The 23961-nt window shown below is 38.6% G+C and carries 28 protein-coding genes; 8 read left to right on the plus strand and 20 right to left on the minus strand.

Annotated elements, in window-relative coordinates; all coding sequences use genetic code 11:
• Nucleotides 1-172 precede the first annotated feature (172 nt).
• Complete coding sequence (locus GS400_RS06045; protein WP_160099963.1) at nt 173-340, plus strand: Spo0E family sporulation regulatory protein-aspartic acid phosphatase; 168 nt, start codon at nt 173-175, stop codon at nt 338-340.
• A 71-nt stretch (nt 341-411) separates the two neighbouring features.
• Nucleotides 412-2001 (plus strand): ATP-binding protein, encoded by a 1590-nt coding sequence (locus GS400_RS06050; RefSeq protein WP_160099965.1) that lies wholly within the window; start codon nt 412-414, stop codon nt 1999-2001.
• Between the two features lie 53 nt (nt 2002-2054).
• Here the strand turns inward: GS400_RS06050 and GS400_RS06055 are convergent, their stop codons facing one another.
• From GS400_RS06055 to GS400_RS06070, 4 genes are read right to left on the minus strand one after another with little or no spacing between them, the layout of a single operon-like run.
• Nucleotides 2055-3170 (minus strand): YeeE/YedE family protein, encoded by a 1116-nt coding sequence (locus GS400_RS06055; RefSeq protein WP_160099967.1) that lies wholly within the window; start codon nt 3168-3170, stop codon nt 2055-2057.
• Nucleotides 3171-3179: 9 nt separating this feature from the next.
• Entirely contained in the window at nt 3180-3434 is a 255-nt protein-coding gene (locus GS400_RS06060; RefSeq protein WP_160099969.1) for a sulfurtransferase TusA family protein, read from the minus strand.
• A gap of 2 nt (nt 3435-3436) precedes the next feature.
• Nucleotides 3437-3817: a rhodanese-like domain-containing protein gene (locus GS400_RS06065; protein ID WP_160099971.1), complete on the minus strand. Its 381-nt coding sequence runs from the start codon at nt 3815-3817 to the stop codon at nt 3437-3439.
• Between the two features lie 8 nt (nt 3818-3825).
• Nucleotides 3826-4749: a sulfurtransferase gene (locus tag GS400_RS06070; RefSeq protein WP_160099973.1), complete on the minus strand. Its 924-nt coding sequence runs from the start codon at nt 4747-4749 to the stop codon at nt 3826-3828.
• A gap of 152 nt (nt 4750-4901) precedes the next feature.
• Between GS400_RS06070 and GS400_RS06075 the strand changes: the two genes are divergently transcribed.
• Together GS400_RS06075 and GS400_RS06080 are read left to right on the plus strand one after the other, a co-directional pair.
• Nucleotides 4902-5915, plus strand: coding sequence for a YVTN family beta-propeller repeat protein (locus GS400_RS06075; RefSeq protein WP_160099975.1), 1014 nt, complete (start codon nt 4902-4904; stop codon nt 5913-5915).
• A 258-nt stretch (nt 5916-6173) separates the two neighbouring features.
• Nucleotides 6174-8468: a UvrD-helicase domain-containing protein gene (locus GS400_RS06080; protein ID WP_160099977.1), complete on the plus strand. Its 2295-nt coding sequence runs from the start codon at nt 6174-6176 to the stop codon at nt 8466-8468.
• A gap of 144 nt (nt 8469-8612) precedes the next feature.
• On the opposite strand, the gene GS400_RS20440 is transcribed toward GS400_RS06080, so the two are convergent.
• The 9 genes from GS400_RS20440 to GS400_RS06110 all read right to left on the minus strand — a co-directional run bounded on the left by GS400_RS20440 (nt 8613) and on the right by GS400_RS06110 (nt 12602).
• Nucleotides 8613-8993, minus strand: a complete 381-nt coding sequence (locus tag GS400_RS20440) for an S-Ena type endospore appendage (protein ID WP_370519756.1) — start codon at nt 8991-8993, stop codon at nt 8613-8615.
• The gene (locus tag GS400_RS06085) at nt 8984-9319 is read right to left on the minus strand and encodes an S-Ena type endospore appendage (protein WP_160099979.1); all 336 of its coding nucleotides are present in this window, start codon (nt 9317-9319) and stop codon (nt 8984-8986) included. The genes GS400_RS20440 and GS400_RS06085 overlap by 10 nt, the downstream gene beginning before the upstream one ends.
• Nucleotides 9320-9622: 303 nt before the next feature.
• Nucleotides 9623-10159 carry an S-Ena type endospore appendage gene (locus GS400_RS06090; protein WP_160099981.1) on the minus strand — a complete coding sequence of 179 codons (537 nt, stop codon included), beginning with the start codon at nt 10157-10159 and terminating at the stop codon, nt 9623-9625.
• 115 nt (nt 10160-10274) lie between these two features.
• Entirely contained in the window at nt 10275-10607 is a 333-nt protein-coding gene (locus GS400_RS20445) for an S-Ena type endospore appendage (RefSeq protein ID WP_370519757.1), read from the minus strand.
• Between the two features lie 23 nt (nt 10608-10630).
• Nucleotides 10631-10975, minus strand: a complete 345-nt coding sequence (locus GS400_RS06095; RefSeq protein ID WP_160099983.1) for a hypothetical protein — start codon at nt 10973-10975, stop codon at nt 10631-10633.
• A 54-nt stretch (nt 10976-11029) separates the two neighbouring features.
• Complete coding sequence (locus GS400_RS06100) at nt 11030-11377, minus strand: S-Ena type endospore appendage (protein ID WP_160099985.1); 348 nt, start codon at nt 11375-11377, stop codon at nt 11030-11032.
• A 26-nt stretch (nt 11378-11403) separates the two neighbouring features.
• Nucleotides 11404-11766: an S-Ena type endospore appendage gene (locus tag GS400_RS06105; protein WP_160099987.1), complete on the minus strand. Its 363-nt coding sequence runs from the start codon at nt 11764-11766 to the stop codon at nt 11404-11406.
• A gap of 139 nt (nt 11767-11905) precedes the next feature.
• Nucleotides 11906-12259 carry an S-Ena type endospore appendage gene (locus tag GS400_RS20450; protein ID WP_370519758.1) on the minus strand — a complete coding sequence of 118 codons (354 nt, stop codon included), beginning with the start codon at nt 12257-12259 and terminating at the stop codon, nt 11906-11908.
• 25 nt (nt 12260-12284) lie between these two features.
• Nucleotides 12285-12602, minus strand: coding sequence for an S-Ena type endospore appendage (locus GS400_RS06110; protein WP_160099989.1), 318 nt, complete (start codon nt 12600-12602; stop codon nt 12285-12287).
• A 270-nt stretch (nt 12603-12872) separates the two neighbouring features.
• Between GS400_RS06110 and GS400_RS06115 the strand changes: the two genes are divergently transcribed.
• Nucleotides 12873-13352 (plus strand): GyrI-like domain-containing protein, encoded by a 480-nt coding sequence (locus GS400_RS06115; protein ID WP_160099991.1) that lies wholly within the window; start codon nt 12873-12875, stop codon nt 13350-13352.
• 115 nt (nt 13353-13467) lie between these two features.
• Here the strand turns inward: GS400_RS06115 and GS400_RS06120 are convergent, their stop codons facing one another.
• The 4 genes from GS400_RS06120 to GS400_RS06135 form a co-directional block, all read right to left on the minus strand.
• Nucleotides 13468-14826, minus strand: coding sequence for a GntP family permease (locus tag GS400_RS06120; protein WP_160099993.1), 1359 nt, complete (start codon nt 14824-14826; stop codon nt 13468-13470).
• A gap of 15 nt (nt 14827-14841) precedes the next feature.
• Complete coding sequence (locus tag GS400_RS06125; protein ID WP_160099995.1) at nt 14842-15975, minus strand: glycerate kinase; 1134 nt, start codon at nt 15973-15975, stop codon at nt 14842-14844.
• Nucleotides 15976-16152: 177 nt separating this feature from the next.
• A complete protein-coding gene (locus GS400_RS06130; RefSeq protein WP_160099997.1) occupies nt 16153-17304 on the minus strand; it encodes a CdaR family transcriptional regulator in 1152 nt (383 codons plus the stop codon).
• Between the two features lie 126 nt (nt 17305-17430).
• A complete protein-coding gene (locus GS400_RS06135) occupies nt 17431-19071 on the minus strand; it encodes an L-lactate permease (RefSeq protein WP_160099999.1) in 1641 nt (546 codons plus the stop codon).
• A gap of 287 nt (nt 19072-19358) precedes the next feature.
• Here GS400_RS06135 and GS400_RS06140 point away from each other — a divergent pair, with 287 nt between their 5' ends.
• A complete protein-coding gene (locus GS400_RS06140) occupies nt 19359-19523 on the plus strand; it encodes a YfhE family protein (protein WP_160100001.1) in 165 nt (54 codons plus the stop codon).
• A gap of 89 nt (nt 19524-19612) precedes the next feature.
• On the opposite strand, the gene GS400_RS06145 is transcribed toward GS400_RS06140, so the two are convergent.
• The 3 genes from GS400_RS06145 to GS400_RS06155 form a co-directional block, all read right to left on the minus strand.
• Nucleotides 19613-20320: a DsbA family oxidoreductase gene (locus tag GS400_RS06145; protein WP_160100003.1), complete on the minus strand. Its 708-nt coding sequence runs from the start codon at nt 20318-20320 to the stop codon at nt 19613-19615.
• 125 nt (nt 20321-20445) lie between these two features.
• Entirely contained in the window at nt 20446-21501 is a 1056-nt protein-coding gene (locus GS400_RS06150; protein WP_160100005.1) for a hypothetical protein, read from the minus strand.
• Between the two features lie 167 nt (nt 21502-21668).
• Nucleotides 21669-22505, minus strand: coding sequence for a DUF2268 domain-containing putative Zn-dependent protease (locus GS400_RS06155; RefSeq protein WP_160100007.1), 837 nt, complete (start codon nt 22503-22505; stop codon nt 21669-21671).
• Between the two features lie 148 nt (nt 22506-22653).
• On the opposite strand from GS400_RS06155, the gene GS400_RS06160 reads away from it, so the two are divergent.
• Both GS400_RS06160 and GS400_RS06165 read left to right on the plus strand, forming a co-directional pair.
• The gene (locus GS400_RS06160) at nt 22654-22896 is read left to right on the plus strand and encodes a hypothetical protein (protein WP_160100009.1); all 243 of its coding nucleotides are present in this window, start codon (nt 22654-22656) and stop codon (nt 22894-22896) included.
• A 333-nt stretch (nt 22897-23229) separates the two neighbouring features.
• Complete coding sequence (locus GS400_RS06165; protein WP_236561166.1) at nt 23230-23862, plus strand: sulfite exporter TauE/SafE family protein; 633 nt, start codon at nt 23230-23232, stop codon at nt 23860-23862.
• The last annotated feature ends 99 nt before the right edge of the window (nt 23863-23961 follow it).

Below are 23961 nucleotides of genomic sequence, written 5' to 3' on the forward strand. Positions count from 1 at the left end.
GTGATAACCCTCCTTAGAAGAGTGGCTGACCCCCGGTGCAGTATCGAACGTACTAGGGGGCAGGCGCCTTTTTTCTATCATATCTAGTAATATCTATCGATGCCCTATTCTTTTCCCTTCCTTTTTTTAGTACAATATAAATATAAGTCAGTTAAAAATGTGAGGTCTTTATGTGGAATTGAAGAGCTTAGAGAGTGAAATCAAACAATTACAGATGAGATTATATGATATAGGTAAAGAGAAGCAACAATACTCTAGTGGAGAAATTCTTAAACTGAGCGAAGAGTTAGATAAGAAGATTATCCTTTATCAAAAGCTGCAATATAGCATCAATAATTAACGCTTATATAAATATTTCTCCAGTGACGACGAATGGTCAATTTTCACAGCTGGTTGCTAGGGGCGTGAAGAATGAGTAGTTTTGAAACCTACATAGAAAATTCTAAAAGAAATTGTTCAGAACTGTATGGGTTAGACCCAGAAGCTACACCAAAATTGAAAATGAAACATACTCAGGAAGAGCTAGAGCAGAAAAAAGAAATCTTCTCAAGTGTTTTAGATGTCGTTAAGCACTTTATGCAAAAGCTAATCTATTATATGGATGGGACGCCAACGCTTGTAATTATAACAGATCATGAAGGCTGCGTGCTTGATATATATGGAGATCCGAGTATAAAAGAAATGGTCGATGCTATTGATCTTAGAGTGGGAGTTCGGTTTATAGAAGAAGAAGTTGGAACCAATTCGGTAACTCTAGCTTTGAGACATGAAGAACCTATTGCTTTAAAAGGAACTGACCATTACCAGCAAACGTTATCAGGCGTTGCTTGTTATTCAGCTCCTTTCACCTATTCAGATGAGGGAGGACTTGGAGGAACGGTCTCGACGATGACACTAATTGACTACGCCAGTCAGTTTCACCTTGGGCTTCTTTCGTCTGCGGTTGATTCTATTGAGAGAGAGCTACAATTACAGAAGCAAAACCAACAACTTCAATTATTAAATCAGGTATTAATTAATTCTACTCCATTAGGTATCGTGATGACCGATAACCATGGAGATGTCTTGGAGTATAATACTGCCGCAGAAGAAATAACAGAGGTTTCTAAAGAATCTATAGATGATAAAGGGATCGGTCAAGTTAAAGAAATTCAAGTCTACATAAATCAAGTCTTAGAGCATGGACAAAAGGTCGAGAATCAAGAGATCACTTTGGAAGTGATAGATGGACCATCGAAAGAGTGTCATTTAGATGTGTTCCCTCTATATAGTGAAGGTCAAATCATTGGAGCTTTTGCCCAATTTCGGGATATGACCCAATACCATGAACTTCAAAAACAAGTGGTTGAATCTGAAAAACTATCTGCAATAGGGAAGTTGGGAACGGGGCTAGCACATGAAATTCGAAACCCACTCACTTCGATTATGGGGTTAACTCAATTACTGCAAGAAAATAACCAACAAAATAAATATCTTGAAATTATAAATGACGAATTGGAAAGAATGGCAAGTTTGGTCAATCAGTTCGTGATCTTAGGGAAACCAACAGATATTCAGCGTGAAACCTGTGATGTAAATAAACTTCTAACCAACACGGTTGAATTGATGAAAAGTAACACACGTTTGCAAAACAGCTCGATTACGTTTCATCCATCTCAATTCAACCTTAAAACTCAGATTGATCCATCCAAAATTAAACAGGTCTTGATCAATTTCATTAAGAATGCGTTGGAAGCGATGCCGGATGGTGGAGAAGTTGTAGTAGATTCGGCTTTACTAGAGGAAACTGAAGAGGTCCACATCTCTATTCAGGATAATGGAGAGGGGATGACAGAAGAAGAGGTCAGCCAATTAGGCAAGCTCTTTTTCACAACGAAAGAAAGCGGAATTGGAATGGGATTACCCATTTGCTTTGATATCGTAAAAGCCCACCAGGGAAGAGTTGAATATGATTCACAAAAAGGACAAGGGACATGCGTTCATTTGTATCTTCCTGTCTGATAATTATGCAAGCACTTTTAAAAAAGCTGAGGTATAGAAAACCTCAGCTTTTGTTAATCTAAATCTAGCTTTTGAAATAACAATAATGGCATTTTAAAGATATATGCTGTTGCGATGAAGACACCAAGTATCATTCCAACCACAACGATGATGCTGCTGAGAGAAAGTCCTCCTAAACCAGGGATGACATTAGCAATGTTACAGCCTGGTGCAAGACGGGAGGATATGCCCATGATTAAGCCGCCACCAATTGCGTAAGGAAGGCGTCTTGCTTTTGGATAACGGATCTTGAAGCTCTTGCTTAATAGAGCAGAGATGAAGGCACCGACAATCATGAAGATGATGAGGGTTTCTTCAGGTCCAAGACCGATCGTTGGGAAGTCTGCAAACATTTGATTTAAATACGTATTGTTGTACACAAAATCCTCACCAAACACGAATGAGAGGGCTACCCCTGCAATGCGTGTTTCGGGTCCAGTAATACTAATGGTAGACAACAATATAAACTGCAATGTCGCAACGACACCGAGTAAAAACGCCACAAGACGAATATCCCAATGCGATTTTGTTAGTGGATTGCCTTTAAGGTCTTGAACGGAATCCTTCACTCCTTGCATAACACCTTTAAAGCCAAATTGGCGGATCGTAATAAATAACATAAATCCAACAAAGACTAAAGGTAAAAGAAGGTAGGGAAGATTCAACTGATAAAAGGAAAAGCCATTTTCGGTTGCCTGAAGGGGCTGCTGTACCGCAGCTCCCCATGGATCATAGATTAGGGCAAACAAAATATTTCCTGCTAGCATACTAGCAATAACAATCCAAAACTGAATATATCCCATTCCTGCTCGGTAAAGCGCACCAGAGGCACAGCTGCCTGCAATGGTCATGCCAATACCAAATAAAACGCCACCGATCAGGTTCATCCCACTAACCGGAACAGACCAAACCTGACCAATGTTCGCCCAACCGAATGTTAGGGCTAATCCCCAACCGATAAGGGCCGTAGCAATTAAAACCAAGACCCCTTTTCCGATGCGACTGTCACGAACGCTAATAAAATCACGAACAGAAGCCACAAAACAGAAATCAGCTTTTTGGATGAGAAATCCATATAAAAAGCCAAAAACGGCTGCGAGGATAAAATTGTCAATTAGGAAAAACTCCATACGATCACCTTACAACTTCTTTAAATAAATTTTGTAAATACCGTTCTCTTCTACAATACCAAGCACTTCTGCAAGTTTGTTCATTTTAACAGCAGAAGGGATTGTTTTGGTTGCAATAGAATGGTCTGTCTCCTCAACAACAACCTCACCTGGCTTTGCTTTTTTCAATGCTTTAAGTGCGATGTTTAATGTGTGAGGGCAAACTTCGCCAATACCGTCCACTGTATGATCAATCTGAATGTCTTTTAACTCTTCTGTACTCATGCTTATTCCTCCTCTGAGGTGGTTTTATAAATCTCTGAAACTTCTTTCACGATGTTGGTTTCACCAGTTTCGATCTTACCTTGCCACTCGAGCATACCGCCTTCGTAGTTGCTGACAGATTCAATACCGTTCATCTTAAAAAATTTAGCAACTTCCTGGCTTCGACGACCACTACGACAAATGAATACGTAGTCTTGGTCTTTGTTAAACTCATCGATCAAGTCCACAATTTCACTCATCGGAATTAACGGAATCCCTGGAATGTGACCTTCAACATATTCTTCATACTCGCGAACATCTAATAAAATCTTTGGTGTGGGATGGTCTACGAGTTTTTGTAATTCAGGATAGTCGATTTGATTAATTCCTTCTAGTTCCTTCATCCAATCACCTACTTTTCAATTGGTGCTTCTGCTGTATTACCCCATTGAGCCCAAGAACCTTCATAAGGACTTACTTTTTCATAGCCTAATAGACGAAGAGTGAAATACGTGTGAGCGCCACGTACGTTCGTTTGGCAATACGGCACAACTTTTTTATCTTTTACAATTCCAGCGCTTTCGAATTGTTTAAGAAGTTCTTTATTCGACTTGAATACAGGAACTCCATCTTCGTTTTTCGTAATGGAATTCTTCCATTCTAAATGAACAGCACCAGGAATATGGCCACCGCGGTCGGCACGTACTTTTTCACCTGTATACTCAGCATCAGAACGTGTATCTAGAAGCACAACGTCATCGCTTTTTAGATTGTTTTTCACTTCTTCTTGAGATGATTGAAGTTCTTTATTTGCAGAAGCTTGGAAGTTCCCTTTTGTTGGGTTCGCTTTTCCAGTAGCGACTTCATTACCGGCGTTTAACCAAGCTTGATAGCCACCATTTAAAATTTTAACGTTTTGATGACCGAAATACTCTAATGCATAGAAAAGACGAGCTGCTCCTAAGCTATTTCCTCCATCATAGACAACGACTGTGGAATCATTATTAATTCCAATGTTTTGCATAGATTCTGTAAATGTTTTTCCGTCAGCTAAGAATCCATCAACCTTATAATCTTTACGTGTTAAGTCTCCCCAAGTCATATTTACTGCTCCAGGGATATGCCCAGCTTCAAAGCCTTCCCCGCGCATATCAACAAATTGAATGTTTTCATCATCTTTGTGTTCCTTGACCCAGGACGCTTCGACTAATAAATCGCCATTTGCGTAACCTTCCTCTTCAGAGCTTGCATTCGTGTCCTGGTTACTTGAACACCCTGCAATAAAAATTCCTAGTAATAAACTAAGGATTGCTAAACTTTTCTTCTTTATATTCATGCTGTTTTCCCCCTAAATGTCATGTGTTGCAACCGATAGTAACATTATCCCGATAATTTTACAAGGGATTAAAAACAAAGTAAACTTATATGAATTAATATATATAATGTGTTAAAATAATTTTTGTTACTTTTTATGAAGGAGAGACCAACATGTTGCAACGTTTAATGTTAAGTCTAATTATGCCGTTATGCTTAGTGCTTACAGGTTGTGCGATGGTGACCCAAGCAGATTTAGAGAAACAAAATGGAGCAGGAAAATTAACGAATGTTCAATATTACGTTCCAAGTGAACAAGATAACAAAATTTCAATTATTGATATTCCAAGCAGTAAAGTGGTTGGAGAAATTAAAACAGGTAAGAAACCAGCAAATGTTGTGTTCAGTAGCACGATGAGGAATGCATACGTAGCCAACCAAAATAGCAGTACTGTCGGGGTAATTGATACCAAGTCATTAAAGATGACTAAAGAAATTGAAGTGGGACCACGACCACATGGAGTGGCCTTAACTCCGGATAACAAAAAGCTTTATGTTACTACGGTAGGAGATCGATATGTTTATGTGATCGATACAGAGAAGGAAAAAGTAGTTAACAAGATTGATATGGGATCTGGAGCGAAAACGAATTATTTAGCTCTTCATGAAGGTCGTATTTTTGTAAGTGACCATGAAAACAATCGCATTTATGTTGTTGAAAATAATAAGAAAGTCGACACACTTGAAACGAAGCAAACACCACGTGTCGTAAGAACGAATCAAGATGGTAGTAAGTTGTATGTCGCTTCAGCCGGAAGCAGTACGATTGAGGTATTTGATACGAAAAGCTTGAAAAAAGATAAAGAGGTTCAAGTAGGTGAGGGCGCAACAGATTTTGTGCTGAAAGAGGATGGAACACAGCTTGTATCGACCAATATGGAAGCAGGTAGTGTGACCATTAAGGACCTAAAATCTAATAAAACGCTTAAGACGATTGAAGGACTTGAATCACCAAAGCATATTTCCTTCAACCGAAAACAAACCAAAGCCTATGTTACGTTAAATGGTACGAATAAAGTTGCTGTAATAGATATGGAGAAACAAGAAGTCATTGAAACCATTGAAGTTGGTGAAGCTCCTCATGGAATTGAGATAAAAGCTTTACCTGGTATTGGTGGAAGTTGTTAAGAGTTTTCTTAATAGCTAGATAAGTTGATAGAAAATGAAAAAAGCTGACTCCTTTATGAGTCAGCTTTTTGTATGAAGAGTTTTATAATCATGGATGTTGCTCAACATATTCCTTGATTTTACTGTATGGCATATTAAGAGCCTTTTGTTCGTCTCCAATATTTTTTATTAAAGGTGTTCGACAAATATCGGGGAGTGACAGGCACCTGTCGTTTCGTGATAAACTATTATCACATCAATTTATTAGGACGTGTAAGCATGCAAAACTCAACTATGACTCCCAATGAATTAGAGGGAAACAGTGAGCGCCATTTCCCAGAAGGGGCTACGAGAAAAGAAATTTATGAAGCTAAGCGAGCCAATACAAAGACGACAGTTGAATTGGTGAGGGATGATGAACCTGATGCCTATTATTTTCGCTCCTTAGAACAAAAAGGTTTGAAGTTGAATGAACCACAGCTTAAAGCAACTCGACACTTGGAAGGACCTGCCTTGGTATTAGCAGGAGCAGGAAGCGGGAAAACCAGGGTTCTTTCATCACGTGCTGGCTATTTGCTTTCGATCCACAGTGTAAATCCTAAGCAAATCTTATTACTTACCTTTACGAAAAAGGCTGCCGATGAAATGAAAGAACGAATTGGGTTGTTGCCTGGTCTATCTCCAAAAAACGTAAGAGAGATAACCACGGGAACCTATCACTCTATTTTCTTGAAACTCTTAAAGGGACGAGGGGATTCACGGAACATCTTAAGTAATGAGAAGCGTAAACATATCTATTTGAAAAACATTATGAGAGAGATGAATGTAAAAGATGATTATGAACCCGAATCATTGCTCGCGATCTTATCTCATTACAAGAATAATATGATCTCGGTCGAAGGACTACCTTCTCAAACCCAAGTTGAAACAGAAGTAAAAGACATCCTAACGAGGTATGAAAAGATCAAGCATCAAGAAGGATATATGGATTTCGATGATATTTTGCTGGATGCTTATCACTTATTGAAGCAGGACCAGCATGTTTGTGACATGCTGCAAAAGCGATACTCTTTTGTCTTATGTGACGAATGGCAGGATACGAATCCTGTTCAATATGAATTAATTAAAATGATCGCTGCACCTCAAAATAACCTGTTTGTCGTTGGGGATGATGATCAGACGATCTATGAGTTTAACGGTGCTGATTCCTCCATTATATTAAATTTCAACAAGCAGTACCCTAATACGAAAACCTATAAGCTGGATATAAATTACCGTTCGACCACCAAAATTGTCGGGTTGGCTAACAAGGTTATCTCGTTCAACAAACAGCGCTATGAGAAGACATTGCAAGCTTCAAAAGAAAATGAATCCTCCCCTTATTTTTTACGACCAAAAGATCCGAATGAGGAAGCAGAAGAAATTGTCCAAAATATCGTGAATGAGGTAAAAGAGGGGAATCGAGCCTATAGAGATTTTGCGATATTGTATCGTGCCAATAGCAACAGTCGTGCGATTTTTGATCAATTCGTTTTACAAGGGATTCCTTTCGTTACCTATGGTGATACGAATACGTTTTATGAACAATCCATTGTAAAACCCGTGATCGATCACTTGCGTTTAGCTCAAGATACGAAGAATATGGACGCTGTTTATGGCATGTTGCCAACGCTTTATCTCAATCGGGAAAAAACATCCGATTTTATTTGGAACAAAGAGTCCAGGCAACCCAAGGAAAACTTATTATCACACGCGCTGGATCTACAGTATTTGAAAGAATTTCAAAAAAAGCAAATCCAAGAACGCATCCAATTACTAGAGAGAATAAAAAAGATGAAACCTCTTGAAGCGGTAAGAGAGATTCGCTCATTTTATGATAAGTACCTAGAAGCGAATGAGAAAAAGAACCTTACCATGCATAAGGAAATGGTGAAAGATACCTTATCAGAGATCGAATCTTCAGCAAGCCGATATAAGACGATCGATGATTTTCTAGCGTTCGTTGATGAAATCATCGAGAAGAACAAAGATATGGTAGCGTTACGAAAAAATCCTGAAGCGGATGTTGTGAAAGTTATGACCATTCACAAATCAAAAGGGCTAGAGTTCCCCGTCGTTTATCTAATAGGGGCCTCTGAGAATGTGCTGCCACATCGATCTGCTTTAGATGCCAATGAACGAAAAGATATGGTCATCGATTCGAAAAAGAAAATCACCGCAGCTATTGAAGGAGAACGTCGTCTTGCATATGTGGCGATCACCAGAGCAGAAGAGGAATTGTATATCAGCTCACCATGCACATTTCGAGAGAAACAGGTACCGATTTCAAGGTTTATCATGGATGTTTTCTCTCCTGAGCAACGGAATATTAAATATGCTAAGAAGGATAAGAAGAATAAAAATCGGGATCAAACATCAGGCGAAAAGGTGTCCGTATTGGTATGGGCATGCACGAGTGATGATTGTATTGCCTGGAAGCGTATTGAGACTTATAAGGATACGTTAGTAAAGTCCATCGATTGCCCGTTATGTGGAGGGACGATGGTACAGGGGAATCGTGAGGTGGAGAAATAGGATAATGTAGATAATCATTTGAAAGAGAAAAAAGGAGAAGGATATCCTTTTTCAGGAGGGGAGGGATATCTTCTACCGTTTATAAAAGAGTAAGGTACTGTTTTAAAATGGACAATGGGAATGACCTAGCATTTTAGAAATAGCTTAACAGCATTCGTAATTAACTTGTAATCGTAAGTTTACCTTACAAGACCCTCCAGAATTATTCTCGTCAACACACCTAATATGAATACTCTCAAGGTCAGAGATAGTATAAAGTAAAGTAGTTTGTTTATCAGGAACAAGAGAGCGAACGAAGGGTCCGTTTACAAAAATTTGAATTGGTCCACAAGCTTCTATTATACTTATTGAGAATGATCCGCAAACATTTTTAGTATTATTTGATTTTTTCCAAAGAGTATTAGTAGTATCACAAGGGTAGGTATAACATTGTTCGAAAATGTCAGTTTCTATTGACCTATTTTTTAACGAAAGCTTTGAATCACAGGTATTCAATAAGATTCCTCCTTTCTTAGTTAGCAGCAATCATAAGAAATTTTGTAACATACATTAAGTTTGCACAACTGACCATCTGGTGCCAAGCAACCAGCATGAATTCTATCTATATCACTTATTGATATGGCGATAGACTCTCCTTCCTGAATGTTTAAAATAAACGCGGTGCTTCCATTCTGAATACCGAATATAGTCATAGATCCCCCAAAACTTTCCTTGTTAGATAGTATTAATGTTCCACAAGTATTTTGAATATCATTTGAATCCCATAAAACAAAGGATCCCAACCCAGCAGAATTGAAAGGAATACACTCGTTAAACTCATCCGTAAATCGATGTTTTTTGGAACATTTCAAAATATAACACCCCCTTTATATTTATTAATATATGTTAAACGGGGTGGTGAGGACTCGGCTTATAACTAAAAACGTTCCTTAAATATTTAATGTTAGTTATGATATTTCAGACATTTAAAACAAATAGACTCTTCCGCTCTTCATTTTCTCTATTATGTCTGTGATTAATTACAGATATTAATACTTTTGGAGTTTTTAGCGGAAATAGAGGTTGGGACAAGGAGGAGGCGAAGGTTTGGGGTTACAGTTTTAAAATCGAAGTTATAGAAGTAGAATACTTACTAGACTTATGTCTTAATGGAATTAATCCAATATATGGTTAGTTAAATTATAGTAAACATTTATACAATATGTTCCTTTGCAAATCTTTCCCGTATTATATGGACAAGAAATCATTAATTTATCTAAGTTCTTAACGGTTTTAACTTTTGTATCATGAAGGTGAACATGAAAAGGTGAATTTTTCTCATGATATTTTACGTTTATAAATTGGCAATCACCGCTATCGTAAGAAACACATATTGAAGCAAACACTGGAGTTAGCTCGGTGTCCCAAACAACCTTTGATTGTCCAGGGGGGATTTTAAAACAATTACATATTTCATCCTTTATGAGTTCACACTTTGGTTTATGAGGTTTCTTTCCCCAACTAAATCCGCATATATCATTACAATTTAAAATAATAGGAAGCTCATTATCTGCTATACCACGGATACAATGGTTATCAACGGATAATAGTAATACGCAGATATGCTTTCCGGAATGCATTGAGAGGGTGAGATAAACTCCGAACGGTATTTTATTTAATTCTTTACAAAAACATGAGCTTTCCAATTGCATAATCAAAACCCTCCCGATTCTTTGTCACTTATATATTATATAAAAAGAGACATTGCGGAAGGGCTAATACCCAATCAAGAAGCATTAATTATAGGAATTCACTTTGCCTAGATGATCAGCAGCATGTGTACTTAGGTTCAAAGCAAAAACTTACCTTGCACATTCCAGTTGGTTGACTGGTTGATGTTGTACAACGAACTGAGATTCTTTCAATATCTGACATTGTTATTGTAATTGATTCCCCCTCTGATAATTCATCAACATCTTCAAAATTTACATTTATTATTACACGCGAGCATGCTTTCTCTGCTTTTATAGTAAATGTACCACAAGGTCTAACTCCTACTGCTCTGTAAAGAAATCTTACTATTCCAGAGGTACATTCGAAAGTGAAGCATTCAGAAATATCATCTTTACTTTTAGTTCTTTTAGAACATGAACTTTCCATAAGTTATGCATCTCCTTAGATTTCTAACAACATTCATAATTTAGTTGTAGTTTCAATTGTATTTTTACTGTTGTAGCCAGCCCAATATTAGATATAGTGATATCAGTCAAAGGTGAGGCTGTAAGGATTGTTTTGTTTAAACTAAATGGGTTAGAGCTTGGTCCTAAATTTGCAACTATTTGATTATTTACAATTACATCTATACGGTTTTCACTGTCTAACAATTCAAATACAAAAGTACCACAAGGATTAATTGCATCACTTTTCCAAAGAGTTTCACGTGAGAAGTCCTCAATACTCACTGTATAACAGTGCTCGAAAGTATCAGTCTCTAATGGTTTTGAAGAACATAAATATGTTTCACTCATGGATCCACCTTCTTTTTTATAAAGATAAAGGCTGTTAAGAAACAGCCTTATTGGTTAACAACATTCATAATTGACAGTAAGGCATAATGAGACTTTACAGTTGTTACCTGTGTCACCGTTACAATTAATCTCTACACTTTCTAATGGGTCAGAAGTTATTATTACGGACTGTCCCTCTGTTAAATCAGACTTAACTTCCCCACCATTAACCAACACGTCAACAGTGCTACAAGTTCGATCTACAGACAGAACAAAGGAACCACAAGGGTTTACGATTCCATTTGCTGTCCATAAACTATTTTCTGTAGTGCCACAGTCGAAGGTGTAGCAGTGTTCAAACTGATCTGTTTCAAGCGTTTTATTAGAGCATGACATAACTTGCTTTTTGCAACATTGCCCCATTTATATCACTCCTTTATTCATTTAAATTAACAACACTCGTAATGAAGGGTTAAGCAGAAATTTAATCGACACTGTTGAGTTGTAATGCTAGGTGAGGTGCAGATTACTTGTATTGATTCTAGATCATCAACGGTTAATGCTAAAGTTTCTCCATCTTCTATTGGAGTGGATGCACCACTATCATCAACTGTAACTTCCTCACCATTTACAAATACACGAACTCCTTCACAAATGTTTTCTGCTTCTAAGATAAATGTTCCGCAAGCATTTACTAACCCATTGTTAATCCATATATCTTGTAGTGTATCTAAACCTGATCCATCACAAGTGAATCGAAAGCAATGCTTTAAAACGTCTGTATTTCTTCTTTTTGGAGAACATAAACTCATTTAATATCACTCCTTTTTAATAAAGGTTATTTGTCATTATTAGGAAATGCGTGAGTGCGCTAATTTGCTTGGACTTATCACTAAATTGATGCAATTTTTGATAAAATATTAGAATTATACTGCAGTAGGTAGGGGGGATTTAACAACAGAGGTAGTGTACCTTTAAACAAAGGTTGATCTTACATTTACCTTCTGTTTGATCAGGATCATTACAAAGGACTTCAATACTTTCAAGGTTTCCGGAAGTATAAGAATAGGTTAAATCACCCTGTTGTGTAGGAGGAATTGTTATAGATTGGGGTTTAGAGATAACTTGCATTCCATTAACAATTATTAATACAGATTCACAAGCATTTTCAATGTTAAGGGTGAAAGAACCACAAACTTTTGTTTGATCTTTCACTTCCCAAAGAGTTTTTCTAGTTCCACAATGTATGGTGAAACAATGTTCAAAAACATCGGTTTTAAAGTTAGATGACTTACAAGTAGACAAACATGTTCATTCCTTTCTTTAAAAATTAACAACATGTGTAATGAATTTGTAGACAGAATTCAGCTTTACATATTTCATTTGAAGTATCACAAACCAACTCTAACCTACGGAGGTTATCTATAGTAGTAACTTCTGATTTCCCTTCTGAAATAGGGAATATAAGATTATTATCATAGTTGATACGATAACGCATATTTCCTTGCAAAACTTTCACAGTAAATGTTCCACAAGGCTTTACTAAATCATCTGAATCCCAAATTACATGGGCTATTCCATCGGCAGAAATTGATACACAGTTTTGAATAATATCAGATAAACGATGTTGACCAGAGCATAAAGACATATATATTGGCACCTCCTAAAGAATAAATAATCGATCAATTTATTAAATGCTTTATAAATAGATTATGTAAGTGCTCTTGTCACGGTTTAATCTATTCATGGTAATCATTTTGTTCGCTTTCATCTTAAAAGTTTTAGAAAAAGTACCTTCCCCTAACACTGTGTTAATACTTAAAAATGGTAGGGGGGATTTAGAAAAAAAGGAAATAAAAACTTAATAGAGAAATACGTATGTAATAGAAAGTAATAGAAAAGAAAGGAGGTTGAGGAGATGGAAAAAACGAATCCTATAACATTAAAGGGGGTAAGAGAAGTTGAGGAAAAGAAATTGGTTGGATTTCGTGTAGTTTGCGAAGATATGACAGGTTATGGGGAAGAGATCCCTGAAGCATCTATGTCATTAGGTCAACGTAAAAAGGAAATAAAAAAAATTTGTGAGCCTGTTAAACTTATCGGAGCATTTAAAGCATCAGAGACTTCAGAAGAAGATGATGGATACTGGGTTTGTTACGAGGTTCATGAATTTGAGGATATTCCTGAAGGGATGGTTAGTCTAATTGTCCCTGAACAGAAGTATGCAGTGCTAAACGTTAAAGGGCATGCTTCTGAAATCTTTCAGGTCTATTCTCATTTGCACAAATGGATTGAAGAGAATGGTTATAAGAGAGTGCCTGATAAATGGTCATTAGAAATCTATTCAAAATGGACGGAAAATGAAGATCATGTGGATTTATGTGATCCGATATTTTAGTAGTTTTGAAAAAGTGCCTTTCCCACTGTGTTAATGCTTTAACGTGGTGGGGATCAGGCACCCAATATGGCACCTAAAAAGGAGCATTCCCGCAAGGGAATGCTCCTTAAATACCTTATACCAAGATCACCCATAGAATAATAGAGAACACAATCGCTGTTAAGCCCTGTACCAATGTCGCCATGGTTTGTGCTTTATAGGCATCTGTTACTTCCATACCACTGAACTCCGTAACAACCCAGAAGTAACTGTCATTCACGTGACTTACGGTCATAGCGCCTGCGCCAATTGCCATGACAACAAGTGCTAGAGGGACTGCACCTTCAATGCCCATAGTAGGGAGCATCGGTGCGATCAAGGATGACGTTACAACTAAAGCAGCGGTAGAGGAACCTTGTGCACTCTTTAAAGCTGCAGCTACAAAAAACGGAATAAGTAGAATAAGAGCTCCATTCAACAATCCACCATCTGCAAAGCCTTTGATCAGTGAAGCTACAGGTGTTGCTTTTATCACAGAACCGAATGCGCCACCTGCACCGGTAATTAATAGAATAGGAGCAGCATCGGTAATACCCTGTCCAACCCATTTCGTTAACGTTTCTTCATTTAATTGAGGCATGAGTGGGAATGCGGCAAAAATACCAATAATTAGTGCCACAACAGGTGCACCTAAGAAAATAAAGAACTCAGCAATGCCGCCAGTCCAACCAAAGAATTTCACAACAGATCCGAATCCGATAAGTAAGATTGGTAGTAGGATAGGTGCAAAGGATTTGGTTGTAGAAGGAAGGTCGCCAAACTGTTTGATCACTTCATCGTAATCAATGTGATCATCGTGCTCGCCTTCAATCTCAATATTTTTTGCAACACGTGTTGCCCAAAGGTACCCAGCAAAAATCGTTGGGATTGCGACAATTGCACCAATTAAAATGATCGTTCCAAGATAATCGCTCGCGCCAATATTACCAGCTGCAGCGATCGGCCCTGGAGTAGGTGGGACTAACGTGTGCGTGGCATAGAGACCAGTCGCTAACGCAACGGCCATGGAAGCTAACGCAACTTTAGCTCGTTTTGCGAGCGCTTTCTTCAAGCTTGATAAAATAACGTAACCTGAGTCACAAAATACCGGGATACTTACGATTGAACCAATAATTGACATCGCAAGCTGAGGACGTTTTTCTCCAACAACACGGAGAACCGTTTCGGCCATGCGGATTGCCGCACCAGACTTTTCTAAAATGGTTCCAATAATCGTTCCGGCTACAATAACGATTCCGATGTAGCCCATGAGTCCGCCAAACCCATCATTCACGGCTGCAACAACGTCCGTTAGTGGCATACCGGAGGAAATTCCTACTCCAAACGCTGCTACAAGTAAGGTTAGAAACGGGTGTAGCTTCCATTTCGCAGTAGCAAATACAATAAATGCAACACCTAACACAATAATTAAAAATAAGAGCGGTCCTTCAATCATCTTTTCTCATCCCTTCTAATTGGTTTTGAAAGCTTTCACTAACTTTGCGATATTCACTGCCGTTTGATATAAAAGATCCTCTACATTTTCCATGGCCTCTTCCAAGCTCATCGGTTTATTCATGATCGAATGATAGCTAACAAAAAGGTCATCAAGTTGCTCAATGCCTTCACCTAAGCTTCCAGCGATCAACAAACAAGGCTTACCATGTTCCTTCGATCTCTTTCCAACATAACTCGGAACTTTTCCATACCGGGTTTGAAAATCGCTTTGACCTTCGCCCGTAATAATCAGATCGGCTTTTTCTATGTTGTTTTCTAGCTGAATTTGATCCGCCACCAGTTTTGCACCGGAGTAGAGCTGAGCACCAATTACAAGAAGACCAAATCCTAAACCACCCGCAGCGCCAGCACCTGGTGTCCTTTGATAGGACTTACCTAAATGCTCCTCAACTTTTGATGCAAAATGAGCTAAGCCTTGATCTAGCTCCTCAATTTGTTCGGGTGTTGCTCCTTTTTGGGGACCAAATACATGGGATGCACCTTCCTTGCCACAGAGCGGATTCTCCACATCACTTGCAATCTTGATTTCACATTCCTGAAGAATAGGGGAGATCCCACTAAAATCAACCTCATGGATATCAGCTAACGAAGCTCCGATTGGTTGCACAGATTTGCCGTCACGATTAATGAAGCGAGCTCCTAATGCCTGTAGCATCCCTAATCCACCATCATTTGTGGCACTTCCACCAAGCCCGATGATGAACTTGCGGTAGCCTTGATCAATGGCATGTAGTATGACTTCACCAATCCCATAAGTTGTTGTCAGCAACGGATTTTGTTGATCCTTAGGAATCATGGGGAGACCAGCTACTTTTGCCATCTCAATGATCGCTGTTTCACCATCTCCAGAAACTCCATAAACTGTGGGAATCTTGTCACCTAAAGGACCATTCGCCTCAAGATGAACTTCGTGACCACTTGTAGAAAAGAGAAGAGTATCTAAAATGCCCTCACCACCATCAGCCATTGGAGCGGTTACACAGTTGACATCTACAAATACATTTGTAAACGCTTTCTTTATAATCAAAGAAACATCGATAGCAGATAGGCTACCCTTGTAAGAATCGGGAGCAATAAGTACATTCATTTCTTTTGCCTCCTTTCTGTGAGAATCTTTATAATTATTAAACAATTTTAACGGGGGATGACACAATGTGTGTGAGCACGAAGTTATTGGGGAGGACAAGCTCTGTTTTTGTGCATGTGCACAATAGATGGTAAGCATAAAAAAGAAAACACTGTTGTGGCAGTGTTTTCGTCTAGTTTACGTATGTAACGTTTTAATAAACAGCAAAGTCTGTAATTTCATCGCTTCATGAAATTTACGTGGATCAAGCTCCATTTTATGCTTAATGTTATCTAAGCGATAATGAAGTGTATTGCGGTGAATATAAAGTTGTTCCGCCGTTACCTTATGATTTAGGTCACATTTGAAAAAGACCTGAAGCGTTCTCTCCAATTCTTTCGATAAGCCATCGAGTTGAGAATGGTATTGGTTGTAAAAATCCTCGCGCGTTGAGGCAGGAACGCTCTCAACTAGACGCAATAGCCCCCAATCTTCTATGTGAGACACTAGCGTATTTTGGAATCGTTCTAGTAACTGAAGTGCCTGATTCGCCTGAAAGTATGATTTCCGGTAGCCTTCGATGGTTTTGTACCCATTCCCCATACTGACATAAGGGGTGTAACCTTCTGATGTGATATAACGAACAAGCTTCTGGCCCATTGCTTTGGATTGATCTGGATCGGTTGAAACAGGTAAGGCGATGAAAAATAGCCCTTCCTGTAAATAGGCATAGTAAACCCGATTCTGCGTCACGAGCGAAATCATGTTAAAGAGCTTTTCTTTCTCACTCAACAATGACTGCAGTTCCTGAACATGTTCAAGCTTTCGAATCTCCTCAACACGTAGGAGTAAAACGGACATGGATAGCTCCTGATGTTGAATATGTAAGTAATGCTGAGCAATCGAATCTAGCTTACCGAAAGGAACATCTCCAGGGGTAATCAGGTCCAAAATCCATCCTTCCATAACCTGGCGACGATATTGTGTCTGGTTGTTCATATCAATTTGCTGAATCAACACTTCAACCGACATTTGAATCACACGCGTTACCTGATACAACTCATCAGGGTTCCCCGTAACGCCAACTACACCCACGACTTCTTGATTAAATGTGATAGGGAGGTTGATTCCTGGCTTGGTACCTTTTAATGTGTCGACATCATCTTCATGAATGACCATCTTTTCCTTCGACTCCAAAACTTGAATCGCACCATCATGCCTTTGATGAAGACGATTCTTATCCCCGCTGGCCACGATAATGCCGCGATGGTTCATGATATTAATATTAAAATCAACGAATGACATCACTCTTTGTACGATTGGATAGGCGAGCTCTGTTGTGATTTCCATGGTTTAACCCTCATATACACTGAAATTTAGTTATGACCATTTTAACAGAGAACGAACAGTAGTGCCTGTCACCACCCGATTTATGTCGAACTAGGACAAAATCCGGGGGAGGGACAGGCACCTATTTTACATGAAGTATATAATAAGAAACCCGATAATCCCAGAAGTAATCGCATAAAAGAACATCGGAACAAGCGTGTGACGAATAATTGTCCCTTCCTTACCTAGTAACCCGACTACAGACGCGGCAGCTACGACGTTAAGGACGCAGATCATGTTTCCGGCATTGGCTCCAAGTACTTGTAAGGCAAGGACGACTTCGTGTGATGCATGAATTTGATCGGCTACACTAAACTGAAACAGAGAAAACATCATATTACTAAACGTTGCACTTCCTGATATAAAAGAACCTAATGCTCCGATGAATGGTGCAACAAGGGGCCATTTATCACTCATAAGTTCCGAAGCAGCTACCGCTAATTCCATTGGCATACTCATTAGATCTGCTTCATTTACACCAGAATTGATAAATATACGTACCATAGGTACAGCTGTTCCTAGGGCAATTGCACTTCCTATCATGGTTTTTACAGAGGTTTGGAATGCCTCATATACTTGGTTATGTGTCATCTTATGAATAAAGATCGTAAGCAAAACCGTCACTACAAAAATCGTACCCGGAAGATAAAGTGGTTGAAATGAGGTGCTGATGTCCGTTCCAAGAATCTCATTCCATCCAAGTGTTAAAGTCATCAACCAATCCTTTAAAGGTAAAATCTCTAAACGAGTTAACACTAATAGAAGGGCTACTAGAATATAAGGAAGCCAAGCTCTTCGAAGAGAAAGAGTGATCTCTTGGTTTTTCTGTTCAACATGATCATCTTCTGGGAAAAGCCATGGTTCTTCAGGAAGTAAGAAGCCTTTCTTAACCGCTGGAATGACAATCACCAACCCAACTAATCCACCGATAATAGAAGGGAATTCTGGACCAAGAAACGTAGCTACGATAAATGCCGGAACCGTAAAGCTAAATCCTGCAAAAAGAGCAAACTTCCAAATCTTCAGTCCCTCTAACCAAGAGCGGTTTTCACCAAAAAATCTTGTGAGAATAACAACTAGAATAAGAGGGATGAAACTTCCTACGAATAAATCAATAAAAACAGCTTGAGAAGCAACAGATTGAAGAAGAGACTCCATTGAGCGAGTACCAAGTTGGTCTGCGACGATAGGAGAAACAGATGCTCCTTGGCGCAACCCCTGATCTACTCCAACAATGACAGGTGTTCCAGCTGCCCCGAAAGAAACAGCGCTACTATCAGCAATTAAAGCAAGTACAGCTGCACTTAAAGCAGGAAATCCTAAAGCGACTAGAAGAGGAGCACCGATAGCGGCTGGTGTTCCAAACCCTGCTGCACCTTCTATGAAAGACCCAAATAACCAGGCAATAATAATTAACTGGACACGACGATCTTTTGTAATACCAAGAAAGCCATTTTTTATGGCCTGCATCGCTCCACTATTTTTTAACGTATTTAAGAGCAAGATCGCTCCAAAAACAATCCACAGAATGGATAGGGCGATGATAATTCCTTCAAAAGAAGCAGCTACTACTTGAATAGAAGGGACTTTCCACACAAAAATAGCTAGAATAAACGTTGCTCCCAGACTAAGAGGCATCGCCTTAGTAGCAGGCAATCGAAGAATAATTAAAAATAAGAACACGGATAAAATGGGCGTTGCTGCTGTTAACCATTGAAGTATATTCATATGTATCACACTTTCATTAAGAAGTTACCTTCATTATACCTTTGAATGCTCAGTATTTCACAAAGTAAGTTTTACAATTTTATGAAAGGTGCCTGTCACGACCGGGTTTTTGTCGAAATATATTCTTAAACATCGTTTGGTAGGGGACAGGAATGTGTACGAATGAAGGGGAGATAGGTTTTATTTAAGTGCCTCACACATTATATTAAAATTTTTATGTTTTACTCACCCTTAACAACGGGAAGAAAAATTATGTGAGCCGAATTCCAACAGAAAGGATGGATACGATGTATAAAAAGACACAGTATCAACCTGTAGGCGGAGAAAAGTTTGAAACTTCAGCGGCAAAAGAAGTTATATATGCGAAAGAATTTAAGAATGCGGATATCGCAGGTGGCTATCGTAAACCAAGAGAACAAGAAGCGAAGAATAGCAATCCACAGTTACCTTAAATGTATACATCTAAAGCAGCCTGATTACAGGCTGCTTTTTTTATGTGAAATTAAAATGGAACACCCGTCTATAGGGCATTCCATTTTTGTTAAATATCGCAGTTATCGTCCTTACACACGCCATCTCCATCATCTCCGATAGATTCAAATGCAGGCGTTTTTTGTTCCTCATCAAGCGCTTTACGTAGCCCATTCAAAAAGGCTTCTTTCGGCTGAGCTCCTGAAATCGCGAATTTGCGATTAATTACGAAGAACGGAACACCTTGGACGCCAATTTGTTGTGCTTCTTGCTCATCACTACGGACAGCTTCAGCGTATTTGTTTTCCGTTAAGGCAGCCTCAACATCCTCTTTGTTCATACCAGCTTTCATTGCAATATCCGTTAAGGTTTCTTGTTCACCGATGTGTTTTGATTGTTCAAAATGTGCGTGGAATAACTGCTCAGATACTTGATTTCCCAAGCCTTGTTCATAGGCGCGTTGGAATATACGATGCGCATCAAATGTGTTGGTAGGTATCATCGTATCGAATTGAAAATCTAGCCCAACTGAAGCTGCTTGCTGACGGACGCCTTCAGTCATCTGTTTAATTTCTTCAATAGACTTTCCATACTTATCCGCTAAACGCTCATACGTGTTTTTGTCGGAATCAACGGGAGCGTTAGGATCCAGCTCAAAGCTTTTAAAGCTTACCTCAACTTGATCGGCTTCAGGAAATTCAGCTAAAGCCTCTTCTAAACGACGCTTTCCAATATAGCAAAAAGGACAGACGAAATCTGACCAAACTTCAATATTCATTCGTAACACCTCTTTTAATTCTGGTTCTCACTTATTTTAACACGCTGGGGATTGGTTAGACGTGTATGACGCTCATTATAAAGTGCCTGCCCCCCCATTACTTTAAAGCAATGGGGGGCAGGCACCTAAATAATCCCTTTGCTTTCTAAATGCTTGAATCGATGAAAAGCAAGCAAAATATCTTCTGCAATCATGCCAGCAGCACTCTTTTCCCAGCCAACTTGTTTAATGAATTGAAAACTCAAACAAGCATAGAAAACAGGGACAACGCTCATGGAGATATCCAATAATTTTGTAGCTTCTTCATGTTTGATAGGTAGATTTAACGTTTGAAGATAGGTTTGGATAACTAAGCTTTCATTCTCTGTCCATGTTAAATATTTACCTGTTTCATTCTTACTCATGTTTGTCCTCTTAGCATTTTGTAATAACTTATTGATTGAAAAGAAAGGAATTGTGATCACAGCTTCCTCCCAATCAAAAATGAGCATTTCTCCATTATCAAGTTTTGCTGCATTGCCTATATGTAGATCTAGGTGATAAAGGGATAGCGGTATAGGATATTGAGCTAAAGAACTACAAGCCTTTTTAATCTCTTTCCTGAGGTATGTATAGGTTTCCTCTAGAGCTAACAGTTCCAATTCTGTTTGTTCTACGCTCAAGTTTTTAGATATGAGCTGGCTGTTTTGTTTGTAATCTTCTTGATATCTTTCCTTCACATGAGATATGAAGTCTAAGCACTCAGATTCCACATCTGCAACGGAATACACTGGAATATCCTTATAGTCTTTATGTGTGGCTTGATTCTGTATAAGTGCCAGTGTTCTAGCGATTTGTACTATATCGTCAATTGAATCCGTTTTGCTGTCCACTTCCCCTTCAAAAGGAGTAAAGAGAAGCCAGGTCTGTCCATTGAAATTTTCTGCTTTTATCACGTGAGGTAAGTGGGGCGATTCTAGGGAGTTTAAGAAGGTATATATGCTGGGCGATGTTTGAAATAAAGGCAAAAATGCAATTTTGCAAACATAATCTTGATCCCCTTGGAACATTGCTGTAATTCCCCAATCATTCGAACGGAATATCTTCGTAGGACCTTTAACATGATGGGAGTTGGTTGCTTTTTCAATCCATGCTCGAACATCAGTAAGCGATACTTTTTCTTCATTCCATTTTAGTTCCATTGATTTAATCACCTTTTCTTTAAAAGATGGAAATTGTATAGATCTTTTTATTCACCTATGATTATTATGACACGTTCGTCACCTTCGTCAAGGTGCTTGTCACCACCCGGTATGTGTCGAATGAAATGATGTATCCGACAAAATTTGGGGGATGACAGGCACTTTCTTTATCTGAATTTAGAACCCTTGATAAATGTTTCGGCTGGCTCTTTTAGTAACTTGGTGTGGTCAGTTTGACTTTGGTTTTCTAGGTAGTCATTGACGACTTGATAGCCTATGTTGTAGCCGATCCATTTCGGGAAGCGGCTTAATGTTTTGCCATACATGAGTTTGAATTGATGGTCAGGATCCGTGTTGGATAATGACGACCTAAACTGACTTTTCCAAATGGATTCAACTTCTTCATAGGTGTATAGAGACGTCCAGGGAGCTAACCACTTCTCCCCATAGCGATCCTTGACTGCACACTCAGCTAACCCTTCCAAAACAAGCAAATCTTGTAACGCCAATTTTTGATCATTAAGGTCGAGTGCACGCATGCGACAGACATGATGATATTCATGAGCTAATATGGCTTTGAGCTCGGTGGAAGGGTGATCAGAGGAAATAAATAAGAAAATACCGCGCTTCAATGCTAATCCGTTCTTTTTTGTAGCCCTGTGTTTTAACGGTTTATCCCCATGTTTGATTGGAAAAATAAAGACCGGGATATCAGGGCCATTCCATTCGTTTTTCAACCGGTGAAACTCTTTCTGGATAAGTTCCCATACATTCTGTTTTTCCATCTCCTTCACGACTGCTTCCATCCGCCTCCATTCTCTAGGTTGAAACAGTCCATTCTGATGAAGATGATAAAGAAGTTCTTCTGGGTGTAGGTTAGATAAATACGATTCTATCGGCTCGCATAATGCTTCTGATTGAATGTCATATAGAGAATGATGGGATGTGGATTGACACTTCTTAAAAAAAGCTAATAACCAAGCTTTTGTATCAACAATACTCATAAAACATCACCTTTTTTTTAAAAAGTTTTACAAAGATATAAACCTAATCTATCTAGACTTCAACGTATGACTAGTCCAAAGGGGAGAGATACGGCATAAGTTATGAATACATATCAGTTTTAAATTATGTTTTCAAAGGAGGATATGTATGTCATATGATGCAATGTATCAAAGATGTTGTCGTTTACAAGGTAGGGTAGTAAGACTTCGTTGCCATGGTCGCGTGCATGTTGGAGAAGTAACACGAGTAACGAGATCGCATGTATGGATTAGGCCTATAGGAGGTCCAAGAGGTTTAGGTTATGGATTTTTTGGTTTTAGAGGTTTCGGAGTTCCATTTGCTCTCGGTGCCATTACAGGGATTGCGTTAGCTTCGGTTTTCTTTTGGTAAAAGGCTTTGGGGACAGTTCACTAACAATGTATTCAATGACCGAAGAATTGTTTGGGTGGATGTCTTGAGGAATGAGAAAGACTGACGAATCTTTAAATAAGAGGAGATGCTTTTAAGGTGAAAGAAGTTTTTTGTACGGATTCTTACCTTTCCGTACTAAAAGCTTCTTTTTTATGACTTTCAATTATTCTAATAAACCTAGCCGATTTTCTTTAAGGAACTTGATATACGACTATATTTGGGTGGTGCCAGGCACTTTTATGTATATGCTATGAAATTTTTAAGTTAGATTGGTAAGCAGATTTCTGAATAGATATGATACAATCCAAATGTTTGCAAGAATTTGATAGAGAGAGGAAGAAGAAAATGAGTGGGTTCGTTTCGGTGTTGGCTATGGGGTTATTGTTGGGAATTAAACACTCCCTTGAACCAGATCATGTTGTGGCAGTATCAACACTTGCCAGTGAAAATAAAAGTCTAAAAAAATCATCATTAGCAGGAGTTGTATGGGGTGTTGGTCATACACTAACTATTGCTTTAGTGGGAATGATTGTATTTCTTCTAAATATCGAGATAACTGAAAGTGTATCAGGATTTTTTGAAGTCACCGTTGGTGTGATGATTATTTATCTTGGGATTCGTGGAGTCCTTTCTGTTTTCCGTTCAAAACCTAGAAAAGTAAGCCTGTTTTCGCCTGCCATTATAGGTTTTATACATGGTTTAGCTGGTAGTGCTGCTATGATAGTGTTGATTGTAGCGACAATCGATACAACTGTTGAAGCTGTGCTATACTTACTTGTATTTGGGGTTGGAACGGTTACAGGGATGATGTTATTTACCGTTATTTTGGGTTTACCTTTTACGAAATGTAATCTACAAGCTAAGTGGATGAATACCTTAACAGTAGGCATCGGATTTTTAAGTATTCTATTTGGCACCTATTACATTACATCTATCTATTACTAAAGGTATCCTTCTCTTGAGGGTGATTTACTTATTATCACTTATTGTGTATCCGTTTTCACATAGGTTCCCTATACCCACTAGGATTAGGAGTACATATAT

The organism is Pontibacillus sp. HMF3514 (assembly GCF_009858175.1).
Classification (GTDB): Bacteria; Bacillota; Bacilli; order Bacillales; family BH030062; genus Pontibacillus.

Coding starts and splice junctions, on each gene's coding strand:
- GS400_RS20445 (WP_370519757.1), bottom strand. CDS start 10,607: ATGGAAAGTTCATGTTCTAAAAGAACTAAAAGTAAAGATGATATTTCT.
- GS400_RS06100 (WP_160099985.1), bottom strand. CDS start 11,377: ATGGGGCAATGTTGCAAAAAGCAAGTTATGTCATGCTCTAATAAAACG.
- GS400_RS06140 (WP_160100001.1), top strand. CDS start 19,359: ATGTATAAAAAGACACAGTATCAACCTGTAGGCGGAGAAAAGTTTGAA.
- GS400_RS06160 (WP_160100009.1), top strand. CDS start 22,654: ATGTCATATGATGCAATGTATCAAAGATGTTGTCGTTTACAAGGTAGG.
- GS400_RS06110 (WP_160099989.1), bottom strand. CDS start 12,602: ATGTCTTTATGCTCTGGTCAACATCGTTTATCTGATATTATTCAAAAC.
- GS400_RS06135 (WP_160099999.1), bottom strand. CDS start 19,071: ATGAATATACTTCAATGGTTAACAGCAGCAACGCCCATTTTATCCGTG.
- GS400_RS06125 (WP_160099995.1), bottom strand. CDS start 15,975: ATGAATGTACTTATTGCTCCCGATTCTTACAAGGGTAGCCTATCTGCT.
- GS400_RS06075 (WP_160099975.1), top strand. CDS start 4,902: ATGTTGCAACGTTTAATGTTAAGTCTAATTATGCCGTTATGCTTAGTG.
- GS400_RS06155 (WP_160100007.1), bottom strand. CDS start 22,505: ATGAGTATTGTTGATACAAAAGCTTGGTTATTAGCTTTTTTTAAGAAG.
- GS400_RS06065 (WP_160099971.1), bottom strand. CDS start 3,817: ATGAAGGAACTAGAAGGAATTAATCAAATCGACTATCCTGAATTACAA.
- GS400_RS06145 (WP_160100003.1), bottom strand. CDS start 20,320: ATGAATATTGAAGTTTGGTCAGATTTCGTCTGTCCTTTTTGCTATATT.
- GS400_RS06120 (WP_160099993.1), bottom strand. CDS start 14,826: ATGATTGAAGGACCGCTCTTATTTTTAATTATTGTGTTAGGTGTTGCA.
- GS400_RS06105 (WP_160099987.1), bottom strand. CDS start 11,766: ATGAGTTTATGTTCTCCAAAAAGAAGAAATACAGACGTTTTAAAGCAT.
- GS400_RS06055 (WP_160099967.1), bottom strand. CDS start 3,170: ATGGAGTTTTTCCTAATTGACAATTTTATCCTCGCAGCCGTTTTTGGC.
- GS400_RS06115 (WP_160099991.1), top strand. CDS start 12,873: ATGGAAAAAACGAATCCTATAACATTAAAGGGGGTAAGAGAAGTTGAG.
- GS400_RS06070 (WP_160099973.1), bottom strand. CDS start 4,749: ATGAATATAAAGAAGAAAAGTTTAGCAATCCTTAGTTTATTACTAGGA.
- GS400_RS06080 (WP_160099977.1), top strand. CDS start 6,174: ATGCAAAACTCAACTATGACTCCCAATGAATTAGAGGGAAACAGTGAG.
- GS400_RS06050 (WP_160099965.1), top strand. CDS start 412: ATGAGTAGTTTTGAAACCTACATAGAAAATTCTAAAAGAAATTGTTCA.
- GS400_RS06095 (WP_160099983.1), bottom strand. CDS start 10,975: ATGAGTGAAACATATTTATGTTCTTCAAAACCATTAGAGACTGATACT.
- GS400_RS06130 (WP_160099997.1), bottom strand. CDS start 17,304: ATGGAAATCACAACAGAGCTCGCCTATCCAATCGTACAAAGAGTGATG.
- GS400_RS06090 (WP_160099981.1), bottom strand. CDS start 10,159: ATGCAATTGGAAAGCTCATGTTTTTGTAAAGAATTAAATAAAATACCG.
- GS400_RS06060 (WP_160099969.1), bottom strand. CDS start 3,434: ATGAGTACAGAAGAGTTAAAAGACATTCAGATTGATCATACAGTGGAC.
- GS400_RS06150 (WP_160100005.1), bottom strand. CDS start 21,501: ATGGAACTAAAATGGAATGAAGAAAAAGTATCGCTTACTGATGTTCGA.